The following is a 12,716-nucleotide window of genomic DNA, read 5'->3' as shown; positions in this document are numbered from 1 at the left end:
ACAAAATAACTTCGACTGTTGTCGAAGTTATCTTCTTCTCTCTATTCTCACTGTCTTAAAAATGATTGTACTTCTGCTACAAAACGTTCAGGTTCCTCCGCAAGAGGTGCATGTCCGGAATACTTAAATCTCACAAGCTGACTGTTCGGTATTTTCCGAGCAATCAGTTCACTTTCTTCAGGCGGGTTCAGCTGGTCATGTTCACCTGTGATCAGAAGAGTCGGATTAGGCACTTTAGACAAATCATTGCGATAATCAAAACCACTGATACTTCTAGAAGCGACTGCTTCTTCATTTGCATCTAACGTACTACTGTAATGATTCATGTCGCTCTGCCATGCTTTCACTTTATCTTTATTATAGAAAATGTAGTTATCCAGAACTTCAAGGACTTCTTTTTTAGATTTATTTTTAATCTCACTTCGATGTTCCATCATGATACGGGCAAATGAACTGACTGCTGCATTAGATTTTGCACCTACTAAGATTAGTTTATCTACTTTGCGCGAATAACGTGTGACTAAGCCTAATGCAATATAAGATCCCATTGAATACCCTAAAATATGCGCTTTCTTGATATCTAAATGTGTGAAAAGTTCTAAACAATCATCTATATGATCATCCAAAGTATAATTGACAGGCCGGTCTGAACGGCCATGACCTCTGACATCATATGTAATAACGCGGTAGTTTTCTGCGAGAATTTCTTTTATTCCTTCAAACATCTTCAGGTTACCATTTATTCCATGTATCATAATAAGCGGTTCACCGGAGCCTGTTGATTCATAATTAATCATTGTGCCGTCCATCGATTTAAATTCACTCATAATCAAGCTCCTCCTTTCTAGTCTATTACCCAATTTTCACTGTTGTAAATAATTATAGATAAATAAAAAAGAAACACATGACTGTGTTTCTTTAAACTTGTGTTTCTATAGAGAGAAATGTCTGAACATCTTCAAGAAATCTTTCTTTTTCCTCAATCATAGGTGCATGTCCGCTGTTTTCATAAAGATAATGAAAACTATTCGGTATTTCTCTGTTTAATGTATAACCATTATCCGGTTTAATCAGTTCATCATGTTTACCGCTGATGATAAGTGTTGGCGCTGTGATAAGATGTGCGCTCCGGAGTAAATCAATATTCTCTGTTGAACGAATGACGGCCAGCCGTTCTCGTTTAGTTAAGTTAGTATCTGTATCGCGCAGTGACTTCTTCCATCTGTTCACTTTTTTAGCATCATGATACATATACTCTTCAAGAAACTTTTCACGTTTTTCAGGCTTCATCGTCCGCAGGATATTAGAGTACTGCGCTTGAAATTTATCTTCTGAGACGTTAAACGGTTCATTGCCGACTGTCACCAGAATCAGGCGCTGGACAATCCCCGGATAACTGCTTGCGAGAGCTTCTGCGACCATCCCGCCTAGACCATAACCCAGGAAATGAGCCTGCTTGATGAGAAGTTCGTCCATCACCGTCAGCACATCTTCCATATAATCTTCTATACGAATCTTGAAAGGTTTATCTGAATAACCATGCCCTCTTAAATCGATTTTGATCAGCTGATAGTGCTCTTTTAAGGCTGTCTCAAAGTCATTGAACATAGTCACGTTCATAAATTGTCCATGCAGTAAAATAAGCGGATATCCTCTTCCGCTCACTTCATAATGAATCGCTACATCATTTTCCGTTACAATAATATTCATGTTGTTCTCCTAGTCTCTTGTTATTTTCCCTAGTTCAAGGACATCAGACTGTTCATCCAGTTTGTAATCCTCTGTATATTCTACAACTTTAATGGTACAGTTCGGACCGATAGTGACCCGGTCGCCTCTGACAAGTTCAGCGATGACATTCTCTAAATAGACCTCTCCGCCGTCTATTTCGTTTACTTTTAATGAATGATCATCGTCCTTAAAAATAAGAGCTTCTCGCTGAGCCTTGATTCTAATATCTGATGCTGCCAGATAATCAGCTGAACTATTGTGAGTGACGGTGATATCCAAGCGTTCCGCACGAATATCATGCAATTGAATGAATCCCGATAAACGTACCGATGTGGCTTCAATCGTTCCAGCAGCGACTAGTTTCCCAGTCGATTCAATTGTTTCTGCCTTAAAGTGATGGCCGAGTTCCAGAGTACCTGCATTATTAACGGTTTGCGCCACAACATTATCTGCGACTTTCAGATGCGCCTCTTTTTTATTCGCCAGCTCATTTGTTTCAAGAGTTGATGTGACTTCCAGCCCGCCTGCATTGCTTAAATAAGGCGCATTCAGTCGTCCTTCAATAACAACAGAGCCACTTTGCACGTCTATCTCATTCGCTTCAACACTTGAGGCATAAGTTACAGATTGGTCCAAGTGAATCGTTTCAAAAATACCTCCATCTTGTCTCTCCACTGTCATTCACAGCTCCTCTACCAAATGTTTTTTTATGTTATACCCTTTTTGTTAAGATAGTAACGAATAGACAGGAGGAATCATTCGTGAAAAAACTAATTGCACAGCATGACTATCATATCTTTAAAATTAAGACACTGGAAATGATGGTTAATGGTGAAAAAGGAATCTTTTATCAGATTGTACAGCCTGACTGGGTCAATATTATCGCTTTCCATAAAGGACAGCTTATTGTCGAAAAACAGTATAGAATTGGCTGCGATAAAGAGATACTGGAGCTACCTGCCGGAATCATCGAACATGGAGAAGAAATCATTGCCGCAGCAGAGCGTGAACTACTGGAGGAGACCGGTTATAAAGGACACGGTCAACTGCTAAGCGAGATGCTGCCTAATCCTGCTGTACAGACGAATCGCTGTCATACGGTGCTGATCCAAGAAACGATTGATACAGGCCAGACTCAAATGGATTCATTCGAAGTTATCTCTACTGAACTCATGCCTCTCTCTGAAGCTGAAACAGCTATTATCAATGGTCAGTTTCAGAACGCACTCCATATTGCTTCACTTTATCAGTTCCATCTCTATCAGAAAAACTTATTTTTATGATGCGACTTGTTATCAAGCAGATCGCCCATCCAGCCTTTACCTTTCAAATAGATATAGATGGTATAAGTCACCATTACCATCAATAGAAGTGCAATTAAGTAGCCAAGTTTCCAGTCCAGTTCAGGCATATGTTTAAAGTTCATTCCCCATATAGCCCCGAGCAGTGTCGCTGGCGCAAACAAAGCAGTGAAAATCGTTAATGTTTTCGTGATCTCGTTGCCTCGGTATGATGAGACAAGGTTCTCGAAGTCAAGTAATGCATCAATCTCTTCTTCATAAGCATTGATCAAGAAACGTGCACGTTCAACACGCATCTTCATCTGATGATGATATCTGCTTTCAGTAATTTCCTTGCCAAAAACTTCTTCAGTCATCATAAAGAGTTCAGTCACCGTCACAATCTGTGTTTTACAGAGCAGCAGCTGATGGTCCGCTTCAGCTACCTGATTAAGAATCTTGATGTTGTTACGCTCTTTAACTTCCCATAAAATTGAATGCAATTTCTGCTCAAATATATCGATCTGCGACATATATTCATGTGTCGTATTTTTGATGATGATATAGAATGTCTCGACGGCTGAACGCTTACTCTTGTCATTCAAGAGTTCTGCTTCTGTATAGGAGAACATCTTCGGTACATCGATATTGATCAAGACTAAGTCATCCCTGTCGAGATAAAACTGAAAGTCTGCGTGATCAGATTCGTCCTCCAGACTCTGTCTGTAAATATGTGAGCCCCATAATGACTCATGGTCTTCTCTAGTTTCAATCTTCAGTATATTTCCAGTCAGGCCCGACATTTCATCAATCCGTTCTGTCCAGGTCATCTCTTCTGGCCTGATAGTATCTAAATGAAGTGTCTGTTTGGTCCAGCTGCCATCATGATAATGATAGTAAGTAGTCATCGCTATCTCCTTTTCCATTCTTTTTTGAGCATGATCATCATCAGTAAAGGAAGTCCTACTTGTGAAAGAAGCACGCTGACGGGTATCTGTAATGGCGTCAACATATTATTACCCAGAAAATCTGCTGCTATAACTGCAATTCCGCCTACTATACCTGTTATCAGCAGCGTTGTTGTCTGTTTAAAAAATTGCGGCACAATCAATCCGACAAACCCGATAATGCCGGTTATACTGACCAGAACAGCAGTCATGATTGAAGAGATAATGAGCGCTGTATATTCCACTTTCTGCTGTTCAACGCCTACACCGCGTGCAATGGTCTCACCGCTCGCAACTATCATGATAGGACGGGCCAGTTTAAGGAGAACAGCCAGGCCGATTAAAGTAACGGGAATAAGCACATAGATATTCTGCCATTCGGCTGTGCCGATACTGCCGAAAAGGTAATTTAAGAGCTGTCTCGATTGGCCTGGCCATAGGATGACCAGGCCATACAGTGCACTTGAACAGAAGAAATTAATAAACATACCGAAAAGTATCATACCTGTACGCTGCTCATGACGAAAATAAAGCTGCGTGAGCAAGACGACTGCGAGAAGCGTCAGCAGACTTCCTGCGACACTCATGACTGCCGCTGATATACCTATCACGACCGCAAGCGCACTACCGAGACTTGCACCGCCTGCGATACCAAGTGTGAAAGAATCAGCTAGTTTATTATTGAAGATGGTCTGAAAAACTGCTCCTGTGATCGCAAGGATGAAACCTGTCAGGAATCCGAGTATCGTGCGTGGCAACCTGATATCACGGATAATCAGCCAGTCAAAGGCATCGACTGGCAGAAGATGTCCTTTGACAAAGAAAATATGACAGAACATAACACCTATCAGGACGCAGGCGAGCTTAATCTTCCAGCGCTTTTGCAAGCTCTTCCAGTCCTTTCGAGATTCTTGGACCCGGGCGCGTTATCCAGTCATCGTTCAATGTATGGGTCTTTACATTTTTCAGTCCTGGACGCTTCTTGACAAGTGCCCTGTAATCCTCAGCCTTAGCACCCGTCACAGATAGCATGACATCCGGTTTTCGTCGCACGACTGTTTCAAGAGCAACTGGCTGCCATCCTTCTATATCATGGAATGTGTTAGACATTTTAAGTTTCGACAGCATATCGTCCATAATCGTATGCTGGCCTGCTGTATAGATGTCCGGCTCTGATGAAACTTCAATAAATACTTTCTTTTCAGGTAAATGGCTGTACTTTTTCAGGACCCTTTTCTTATCCTGATCAATGCGCTCTGCCAGCTCTTTACCTTCTTTTTCATGATCCACCGATTCAGCAATCTGCATCACTGTGTCATCTATCTCATCCAGCTTCTTCGCCTCTTTGACATAGACAATCTTGATACCCTTATCTTTTAGAGAATCCAGTACTTTCTGCTGACTCGCACGTGCAGATTCATGGGTGACAATCACTGAAGGCTTCGCTCGCAGTAACTGTTCTTTATTGAGATTAAAACTGTCAAACTGTTCTTTAGTCTTTACATCTTTTGGGTAGTCATCATTTGTTGAAACACCGACGACTTCATCGCCGAGCCCCATTTCATAAAGAATCTCTGTATTGCTTGGCATCAGACTGACGATTCGATCTCCCGATTGATCCGCCTGACAACCACTGAGCATAAATAACGAGAATATTAATACTGACTTTTTCATCGACATCTCCCTTAATATAGAAAAATAGCGGAACTGATTCTTCAGTTCCGCTTAGGATTTACATCTTTTCCGGTGCAGAAACACCGATTAATGCCAGTGCATTTTTCAATGTGATTCTGACCGCTTCAATCATCGCAACATGTGCGCTTGACTTCGCAGCATCTTCTGTCAGAACTTTCTCTGCATTATAGAATTTATGGAAATGACTTGCTAAATCCTGAATATAGTTTGTAATACGGTGCGGGGCACGGTGTTCTGCTGCCGATTCTATTGTACTTTCAAAGTCAGCAACACGTTTCAACAGTTCAAACGCTTTATCATTTGTGATAAGACTGAAATCTGCATTTGAATCAATCTCGATTCCCTGTTCTTTTGCCGCTCTAATGATTGAACAGATACGCGCATGTGCGTACTGAGCATAATAAACAGGATTATCACTTGATTCACTTGTCGCAAGTTCCATATCGAAGTCAAAATGCGTGTCAGGGCTTCGCATCGTCAGGAAATAACGTGCAGCATCAATACCTACTTCGTCCATGATGTCACGTAATGTAATGGCATTCCCCGTACGCTTACTCATCTTCATCTCCTGGCCGTCTTTCATCAAACGAACCATCTGCATCACTTGAACTTCCAGACGTTCTGAATCGATACCCAGTGTTTCAAGAGACGCTTTCAGACGTGGGATATAACCATGATGGTCAGCACCGAATAAATTGATCAGCGTATCGTTACCGCGTTCAATTTTGTCATAATGATAGGCGATGTCAGGCAGGAAGTAAGTATAGCTGCCGTCCTTCTTAATCAGGACACGGTCTTTATCGTCTTTGAAATCAGTAGTCCGTAACCATGTCGCATCGTCTTCTTCAAAAATATAACCATTGTCTCGCATCTTAGACAGCGCCGTATCAATTTTACCTGTCTCGTATAACGTTGTCTCACTGAACCAGTTGTCAAAATGAACATTGAAATCAGAGAGATCCTGTTTCAGTTTCTTCATCTCATATTCCAGACCTAGCTGACGGAACGCTTTCAGACGTTCCTCAGACGGCATATCCTTGTAGCTCGCATCCTTCTTAGCAAGGTCTTCTGCGATACCGATGATATCTTTACCGTGGTAACCATCTGCCGGGAGTTCTGCGTCCTGACCGAGTGCCTGCAGGTAACGTGCTTCAATTGAATACGCTAAGTTCTCAATCTGTTTACCGGCATCATTGATGTAATATTCTCTTTCTACCGGATAACCTGCTGCCGCGAGAACATTGGCCAGTGTGTCACCGACTGCCGCATTACGTGCATGTCCGATATGCAAATCGCCTGTCGGGTTCGCAGATACATATTCAAGAAGAATTTTCTCTTCTTTCTGTTCAGACTGATGGCCGAATTTGTCCTGCTGAGATAAGGCTTGAGAGATAATATCTGTCAGATAACTGTTATCCATGTAGAAGTTGATGAAACCAGGGCCGGCAATTTCCACTTTTTCAACATGTGCTTTAGATGCATTGAGGTTATCTACGATCAGCTGGGCAATTTCACGCGGATTACGTTTAGCAAGCTTTGTCAATACCATCGCAATATTAGAAGCATAATCTCCATTTGCTGTATCTTTCGGTGTTTCAATCTTAATTTCAGGTACTTCAGTCACGAGTTCTGCCTTTAAAATAGCAGCTTTGATTTCTTCGATCAAAGTACTTTTGAGCGCGTTAACAATATTCATTGTAATCTCTCCTTATAGTCTAGTTGATATCTAAAATGCCCGTGACTGATGTTCTGCTCACTGAGTTCATATTCAATGACAAGACGGCCACCGGCCGATAGTTTTTTATAGTCGAGTTTTGTAGTATGGACATCCATGACAGTACGTCCTGCTGGGGTTTCATAAATATTCTGCGTTGTTTTTCCTTCTATAAACAGAAAATCCATATTGATCGTGCCTTTACGGGATATACGGATACCTGCCGGGTCAAGCTTCACTCTGACAGCGATTGCCTCGTCGCCCACTTCTTCTGTATAAGTGAGATAAGCCACTCGTTTTTCGGTCAGCTCGCCAGCGCTCTCCCCTCTGAATTTCTGCAGTTCATTATGCTGTTTAATTTTCTGCTCTGTCGTTACCCAAATTTTCATTTTTATTCACCTGCCAACATTATAGCAAAAAATAAAGAAAGCAGGTACAGTGACCTGCTTTCTTTAGTGTCCTAGCTATTTTGATAGCTAGTACCATCTTACGACTCTCACTCTAAAAATTCAAGGGTTTCACTATTCTGACACATTTAACTGCGCTTTTAGTTCCTGCGGCGCATTCTGCCACATCCCTTTGTTATGCTGCTCTAGAAATTCAGCGAGAACTTGCTTATTGTCATCACCAATCTGGTCGAGAATAAAGTGATGTTTCATCGATTTATCCATCATGTTGACATGTTCATGCATGCGCTTGAATGCTCTTTTTTTCGTTTTATTGACGAGCATGTAGCAGGCTGTCACCCCAGCATAGTAAGGGCCGTTTGCACCCCGTTCTGTTGTCACCCAGACCAGCCAGTAAGGTTTAGCATCCGCGCCTTTTACTTCTTGCTCGTCATCTATCCATTTCACGCGTTTTTCCACTTCACTTCTGGCGTGCATCGCACCGATATCTATAAAAGCACGCTTCTCCAGTACGTCAATAAAGACCGGTGCGACATTTTCAAGACTGATAGAACCTGCATTTGTTCCTTTGTGCCCGTCTAAAGGGTCGTTCTTAATAATATTGAACTGAAATTGTGCCATTTGACTTCACCTCTAGTTTAATTCATTCAGCAGATTAATGATGGCGCCTTTAATTGCTGGATCTTTTATGTTCACAATCATCTCTTTTGGATAGTAGAGTTTATAATCCATCCGATTGACGCCGGTAATACTATTGATGATGACGGACTGAGTACTAATCTCTTTTATCTGGTCCTGCCTTGTCAGCAGATGAATGGGCTTACGGTTATTTTTCGAGCCTGGTCGGTCATAGTCATAAGGCAGATCACTATATGCATCTGATACAAAATAATATTCCGGATCAATACCTGCCTGCGTGAAGAGCTCTGTCAGTTCACCGATTGTAATGACAGAACCATCAAACGGTAAATATTTAAATAGATCCCGGTTCACAAATCGACGCGACAAATCACTTAAAATAGCATCTCCCTCGTTCATCCACTCCTGGAGATAGAAAAATAGAACCGTCTCATCCAACCTTAAGTAATCCTGAACAGAGACCGCATCTTCAAAAAACGGCAGCAGATGCATGGGTTGTGACTTAAACTGATAGCCTGCTTCGTATAATACTTTTACCCGTTTAAAACAACGGTTCAGCAGTACTTCGCCGCCTCTACTGACCGGATGAAAATAAATCTGCCAGTACATCTGATAACGGCTCATCAAGTAATCTTCAACCGCATGCATGCCACTTTCTTTAATGACGACTTCATCTTCTGTCGGACGCATAAGCCTTAAGATACGCTCCATATCAAAACTGCCGTAGCTTACACCTGTATGGTAAGCATCTCGCTGCAGATAATCCATACGGTCAGCGTCTATCTGTGAAGAGATCATCGAGATGACCAGTTTATTTTTGTGCGTCTTGTTGATGACATCAGCTACTTCCTGAGCGAAACCTGGATGTACACGGGACAAGATAGCATTGACTTCTGTATCACCTGTAATAATAGCCTGGGTATAGGCTTCGTGATCGGTATTGAATATCTTCTCAAAACAATGTGAGAATGGTCCGTGCCCTAAATCATGCAGAAGCGCTGCACAAAGCGCAAGCGGTCGATCCTCGTTATGCCAGGCCGGTCTGTTTCTGAAGATTTCATCAATCATCCGTCTTACAATCTCATATACACCGAGCGAATGTGTGAACCTTGAATGCTCTGCAGACGGGAACGTCAGATAGAGTGTGCCGAGCTGCTTGATACGTCTCAGTCGTTGAAATTCCTTCGTTTTAATCAGGTCCCAGATCAGCTGGTCTCTGACGTGGATATAACGATGGACTGGATCCTTAAATACTTTTTCTTCAGGCATTTTCTGAAATTGATAGCTCATTCGTGTCCTCCAACATAGAATATATCAATTTTACCATAAAAAAAGGAAACGCTCTCGTATCGCGTTTCCTCGTCTAATTATAGTTTTTTCTTCAGTAAACCTGTTGTGACTTTCTCTCCGAACAAGTTTTCTTCGTATTCACGAACAAGTACAAATCCATTTTTACGGTAGAAGTTACCGGCTGTTTCATTATCGCTTGCCACTTCAACGAAAAGTTCATGATAGTCGTTACAGATTTCAAGACCAGCCGCAATGAGTCTGCCGCCAATATTCTGACGCTGGTAACCGGGTATAACGTAAATGGCTGATAAGAAGAGTTCTGTGCCGTTGATAAAGTTTGTAAAACCAACGACTTCGTTATTTTCCTCTGCCACTAGAAATACAGAACTATCCAGTCTTTTAGTCAGACGTTCATCACTGTAAGCTGCAGAAAGAAATTGTGCGATTGTGCTTGCTGCTACGATATTCTGATAAGTGTCATGCCAGGCCATCGTCGCAACACGGCGAATAGCCGGTATATCTTCTACATTCGCTTTTCTGATATTAACCATATTCCACACCTCGTTATAAAAAAAGAAAAGACGGACCTGCGTCCGACTGTTCTTTTTAAAATGATAGATTTATTATACGCCTAAAATTGTCAGAATAGTAGATAAACTATTTATTTAAACTGGAGTTTTTTGAGTAAAAATGCACCGAGGGGTGTGGCGCATTTAACAAATAAATCATAGAAGATACGCTGCTCGATTTTCAGATGTTTCGTATAGACGAGGTGATATTCAAGAAAAGGTCTCGAGCCTCGCGCTAATTTGTAGTCTTTTGCGCCCGCACTGTTATTGATTTTGAGCCCTTTATCATTAGCATACTGATAGAGCAGTCCGCTTGTCATAAAATATAATCCTTTATAAGACTGATCCATGCCAAAATATGCCGGAAAGAGCATATCCCCTTTTTGCTGCACCACCATAAACGAAACGATATGGTCACCGTCTCTTAGAACAAACCATTTAAGGGGCACATAGTCATATATAAAACGGAAAAAGTCAGCGGTGTAGTGCGGGTTATGTATAGAATATTTATCAAGATAAACTTGAGTATATAAAGGAATGAGTGCATCAAAGTCAGTTGCTGATAGTTCATCAGATACGGACAGTCCGCTTTTCTCCAGTTTTTTAATATCTTTTTTCAGGTCTTTTCGTTCATTCTTAGTATGAGACTCAGCAGCATCATAAACATAGATGGCGCGTGAAATCAACGGTGCGTAGCCCGCTGCTTCCAGCTGCTCTTTAACTGCTTCTTCGCTGACTGTCCTGAAGACAAGCGCATGACGAGGGTAGCGGCGGCTTAGTTCTTCTGTCAGCTGACTGATATACTTCAGCTGATTATCGCTATAGAGCGTCGTTGACATAAATGACGGGAAGACCGTGACTGTCTTTTCCCTTGTTCCTTTTAAGATTAATCGCCCTGCACTGAGCAGGAGAGCAGCACCCTTTCGAGCAATAGAAGGTAGGGTCATGCGTTCAACTTCACTGACCATTTCCTCGATATATTGCCCGGTAAATGAATGAATCCAGCTGTCATTATAAGCACCTGATTTAACGCTGTATGGAATTAAGTGTCCATCTATCAATAGCACTTCTACTTTAGCGTGTACATTTGTGATGCCGCGCTCCATGCCATTCATCATATATTTAAGATAGTCTTTATTGATGTGCAGATCAGTGACCTGTTCGAACGGAATGGTCTCAAATCTCGTGTAAATCATAGAATCCCTCGCTTTATAAGCTGATCAGTTCATCGTTCCATTCAATATCATACGTCGTTATCGCATTGACTGCGACTTTCTTTCTTTTCGCTGATACCCACCACTGGGCACCGCTGATCAGCTGTTCAAAGAAAATCACTTTTTCATTAGGGTGCCAGAAGACATCTTTACCGTACTTGAGTTTCTCAAATGTATCTTTCTTCGGTTTCTTCATCCAGTTGAAAAGCGAGACGAAAATCAGCTGTCTGACCTCATAGGTCGGTGCAGTGACTTCCAGATTCCAGACTTCAGGCTTCATGAATAAAGCTCCATTTGTCGCTCTAGGATTACACTCGATGAAATAGAATTCTCCTGTCTTACTGCACTGAATAACGTCAAACGCGATCTGATAAGACCAGTTCAGTTTGCTGATCACTTCTTCAATCACTGCCTGCAGCTCAGGATTCTTCTGTGAATGAAAATGAGTGGAACAGTTATAACTTTCATGTGTGTTAGACAAGTAGAGTGACGTTGACAGAGCCTGTCCTTCATAAGCCATCGAATAAGAACACCATTCTGTCCCGTAGATAAGCGTCTGAATCATAAAGGGAAACCGGACTTCATTGCCGAACTCCAGTGAATATCTTGATAGTTTACGCACAGACTGACCGAAACGTCCGAAAGGCTGTTTAACGATATAGTGTTCATCCGGATGGTTTGTAATAAAAGATGTCAGTTCCTTTTTATTATAGACATAAGAGGTATCAGGGACTTTAAATCCCATCTCCTGCATCAGCTTTGTAAAATTGAATTTATTATGGACAGACAGCATTTTATCGATGTCTTCTACCCAGACCGGTGCCGCCAGCAAATGTTTAGAGTATGAAAGATAGAACGATTCTTCGTTGAGCGGCAGAATATAATCGATATCATATTCACGCACAATGGAATTGATATCTTCTATATATTCCTGTGTAGAAAAGCGGGGAGAAGTCGTCATGATGAATTTCTCGATGAATTTTGTATTTTTGATGCTGACTTTGTTTGTTGAATCTGTCAGATAAACCTGATTGCCGAGTGCGACCTGCTGTTGAACCACTGCATAAGAGATCGGTGCACGTGCACCTGTTATCAGAATACGTTTCATCTGTATGAGTCCACCCTTCATCTCGTCATTATTCTTCTCCTCTACTATATCAGCCAGTTGTAAAGGTCCTGTAAATTTGAGATAAAGATAATGTTGTTACATTGTAAAGAAAAAAAGTTCCA

Annotated in this window: 14 protein-coding genes; 1 reads left to right on the top strand and 13 read right to left on the bottom strand. The window is 41.6% G+C overall.

The window, feature by feature from the left end:
- Positions 1-47: 47 nt before the first annotated feature.
- The 3 genes from ERX27_RS05840 to ERX27_RS05830 form a co-directional block, all read right to left on the bottom strand.
- The gene (locus tag ERX27_RS05840; protein WP_133431896.1) at positions 48-827 is read right to left on the bottom strand and encodes an alpha/beta fold hydrolase; all 780 of its coding nucleotides are present in this window, start codon (positions 825-827) and stop codon (positions 48-50) included.
- A gap of 91 nt (positions 828-918) precedes the next feature.
- Entirely contained in the window at positions 919-1,710 is a 792-nt protein-coding gene (locus ERX27_RS05835; protein ID WP_133431895.1) for an alpha/beta fold hydrolase, read from the bottom strand.
- 9 nt (positions 1,711-1,719) lie between these two features.
- Complete coding sequence (locus tag ERX27_RS05830; RefSeq protein ID WP_133431894.1) at positions 1,720-2,412, bottom strand: hypothetical protein; 693 nt, start codon at positions 2,410-2,412, stop codon at positions 1,720-1,722.
- An 80-nt stretch (positions 2,413-2,492) separates the two neighbouring features.
- Here ERX27_RS05830 and ERX27_RS05825 point away from each other — a divergent pair, with 80 nt between their 5' ends.
- Entirely contained in the window at positions 2,493-3,014 is a 522-nt protein-coding gene (locus ERX27_RS05825; RefSeq protein WP_133431893.1) for an NUDIX hydrolase, read from the top strand.
- On the opposite strand, the gene ERX27_RS05820 is transcribed toward ERX27_RS05825, so the two are convergent.
- The 10 genes from ERX27_RS05820 to ERX27_RS05775 all read right to left on the bottom strand — a co-directional run bounded on the left by ERX27_RS05820 (position 2,993) and on the right by ERX27_RS05775 (position 12,594).
- Positions 2,993-3,919, bottom strand: a complete 927-nt coding sequence (locus ERX27_RS05820; RefSeq protein WP_165983103.1) for a magnesium transporter CorA family protein — start codon at positions 3,917-3,919, stop codon at positions 2,993-2,995. The two genes, ERX27_RS05825 and ERX27_RS05820, sit on opposite strands and share 22 nt — an antisense overlap.
- Positions 3,920-3,921: 2 nt before the next feature.
- On the bottom strand, positions 3,922-4,845 hold the full coding sequence (locus ERX27_RS05815; protein ID WP_133431891.1) for a FecCD family ABC transporter permease: 924 nt from the start codon (positions 4,843-4,845) through the stop codon (positions 3,922-3,924).
- The gene (locus ERX27_RS05810) at positions 4,823-5,632 is read right to left on the bottom strand and encodes an ABC transporter substrate-binding protein (RefSeq protein ID WP_133431890.1); all 810 of its coding nucleotides are present in this window, start codon (positions 5,630-5,632) and stop codon (positions 4,823-4,825) included. Before ERX27_RS05810 ends, ERX27_RS05815 begins: the two co-directional genes overlap by 23 nt.
- A 58-nt stretch (positions 5,633-5,690) precedes the next feature.
- Positions 5,691-7,349, bottom strand: coding sequence for an arginine--tRNA ligase (gene argS / locus ERX27_RS05805; RefSeq protein ID WP_133431889.1), 1,659 nt, complete (start codon positions 7,347-7,349; stop codon positions 5,691-5,693).
- Positions 7,346-7,756 carry a YwiB family protein gene (locus tag ERX27_RS05800; protein ID WP_133431888.1) on the bottom strand — a complete coding sequence of 137 codons (411 nt, stop codon included), beginning with the start codon at positions 7,754-7,756 and terminating at the stop codon, positions 7,346-7,348. The genes argS and ERX27_RS05800 overlap by 4 nt, the downstream gene beginning before the upstream one ends.
- Before the next feature lie 132 nt (positions 7,757-7,888).
- Positions 7,889-8,395 carry a YwhD family protein gene (locus ERX27_RS05795; RefSeq protein ID WP_133431887.1) on the bottom strand — a complete coding sequence of 169 codons (507 nt, stop codon included), beginning with the start codon at positions 8,393-8,395 and terminating at the stop codon, positions 7,889-7,891.
- A 12-nt stretch (positions 8,396-8,407) separates the two neighbouring features.
- Entirely contained in the window at positions 8,408-9,703 is a 1,296-nt protein-coding gene (locus ERX27_RS05790; RefSeq protein ID WP_133431886.1) for an HD domain-containing protein, read from the bottom strand.
- 77 nt (positions 9,704-9,780) lie between these two features.
- Positions 9,781-10,254 carry a GNAT family N-acetyltransferase gene (locus tag ERX27_RS05785; protein WP_133431885.1) on the bottom strand — a complete coding sequence of 158 codons (474 nt, stop codon included), beginning with the start codon at positions 10,252-10,254 and terminating at the stop codon, positions 9,781-9,783.
- Between the two features lie 110 nt (positions 10,255-10,364).
- On the bottom strand, positions 10,365-11,468 hold the full coding sequence (locus ERX27_RS05780; RefSeq protein WP_133431884.1) for a GNAT family N-acetyltransferase: 1,104 nt from the start codon (positions 11,466-11,468) through the stop codon (positions 10,365-10,367).
- A 13-nt stretch (positions 11,469-11,481) separates the two neighbouring features.
- Positions 11,482-12,594 (bottom strand): ATP-grasp domain-containing protein, encoded by a 1,113-nt coding sequence (locus ERX27_RS05775; protein WP_165983102.1) that lies wholly within the window; start codon positions 12,592-12,594, stop codon positions 11,482-11,484.
- Positions 12,595-12,716 lie beyond the last annotated feature (122 nt).

This window comes from Macrococcus brunensis, assembly GCF_004359615.1.
GTDB classification, from domain to species: Bacteria; Bacillota; Bacilli; order Staphylococcales; family Staphylococcaceae; genus Macrococcus; species Macrococcus brunensis.
This window is presented reverse-complemented; position numbering and strand designations above follow the sequence as displayed.

Bases quoted from the DNA above. Each gene is read 5' to 3' on its own strand.
- ERX27_RS05790 (WP_133431886.1), bottom strand. From the start codon at position 9,703: ATGAGCTATCAATTTCAGAAAATGCCTGAAGAAAAAGTATTTAAGGAT.
- ERX27_RS05830 (WP_133431894.1), bottom strand. From the start codon at position 2,412: ATGACAGTGGAGAGACAAGATGGAGGTATTTTTGAAACGATTCACTTG.
- ERX27_RS05780 (WP_133431884.1), bottom strand. From the start codon at position 11,468: ATGATTTACACGAGATTTGAGACCATTCCGTTCGAACAGGTCACTGAT.
- ERX27_RS05800 (WP_133431888.1), bottom strand. From the start codon at position 7,756: ATGAAAATTTGGGTAACGACAGAGCAGAAAATTAAACAGCATAATGAA.
- argS (WP_133431889.1), bottom strand. From the start codon at position 7,349: ATGAATATTGTTAACGCGCTCAAAAGTACTTTGATCGAAGAAATCAAA.
- ERX27_RS05775 (WP_165983102.1), bottom strand. From the start codon at position 12,594: ATGAAACGTATTCTGATAACAGGTGCACGTGCACCGATCTCTTATGCA.
- ERX27_RS05785 (WP_133431885.1), bottom strand. From the start codon at position 10,254: ATGGTTAATATCAGAAAAGCGAATGTAGAAGATATACCGGCTATTCGC.
- ERX27_RS05835 (WP_133431895.1), bottom strand. From the start codon at position 1,710: ATGAATATTATTGTAACGGAAAATGATGTAGCGATTCATTATGAAGTG.
- ERX27_RS05795 (WP_133431887.1), bottom strand. From the start codon at position 8,395: ATGGCACAATTTCAGTTCAATATTATTAAGAACGACCCTTTAGACGGG.
- ERX27_RS05810 (WP_133431890.1), bottom strand. From the start codon at position 5,632: ATGAAAAAGTCAGTATTAATATTCTCGTTATTTATGCTCAGTGGTTGT.
- ERX27_RS05820 (WP_165983103.1), bottom strand. From the start codon at position 3,919: ATGACTACTTACTATCATTATCATGATGGCAGCTGGACCAAACAGACA.
- ERX27_RS05840 (WP_133431896.1), bottom strand. From the start codon at position 827: ATGAGTGAATTTAAATCGATGGACGGCACAATGATTAATTATGAATCA.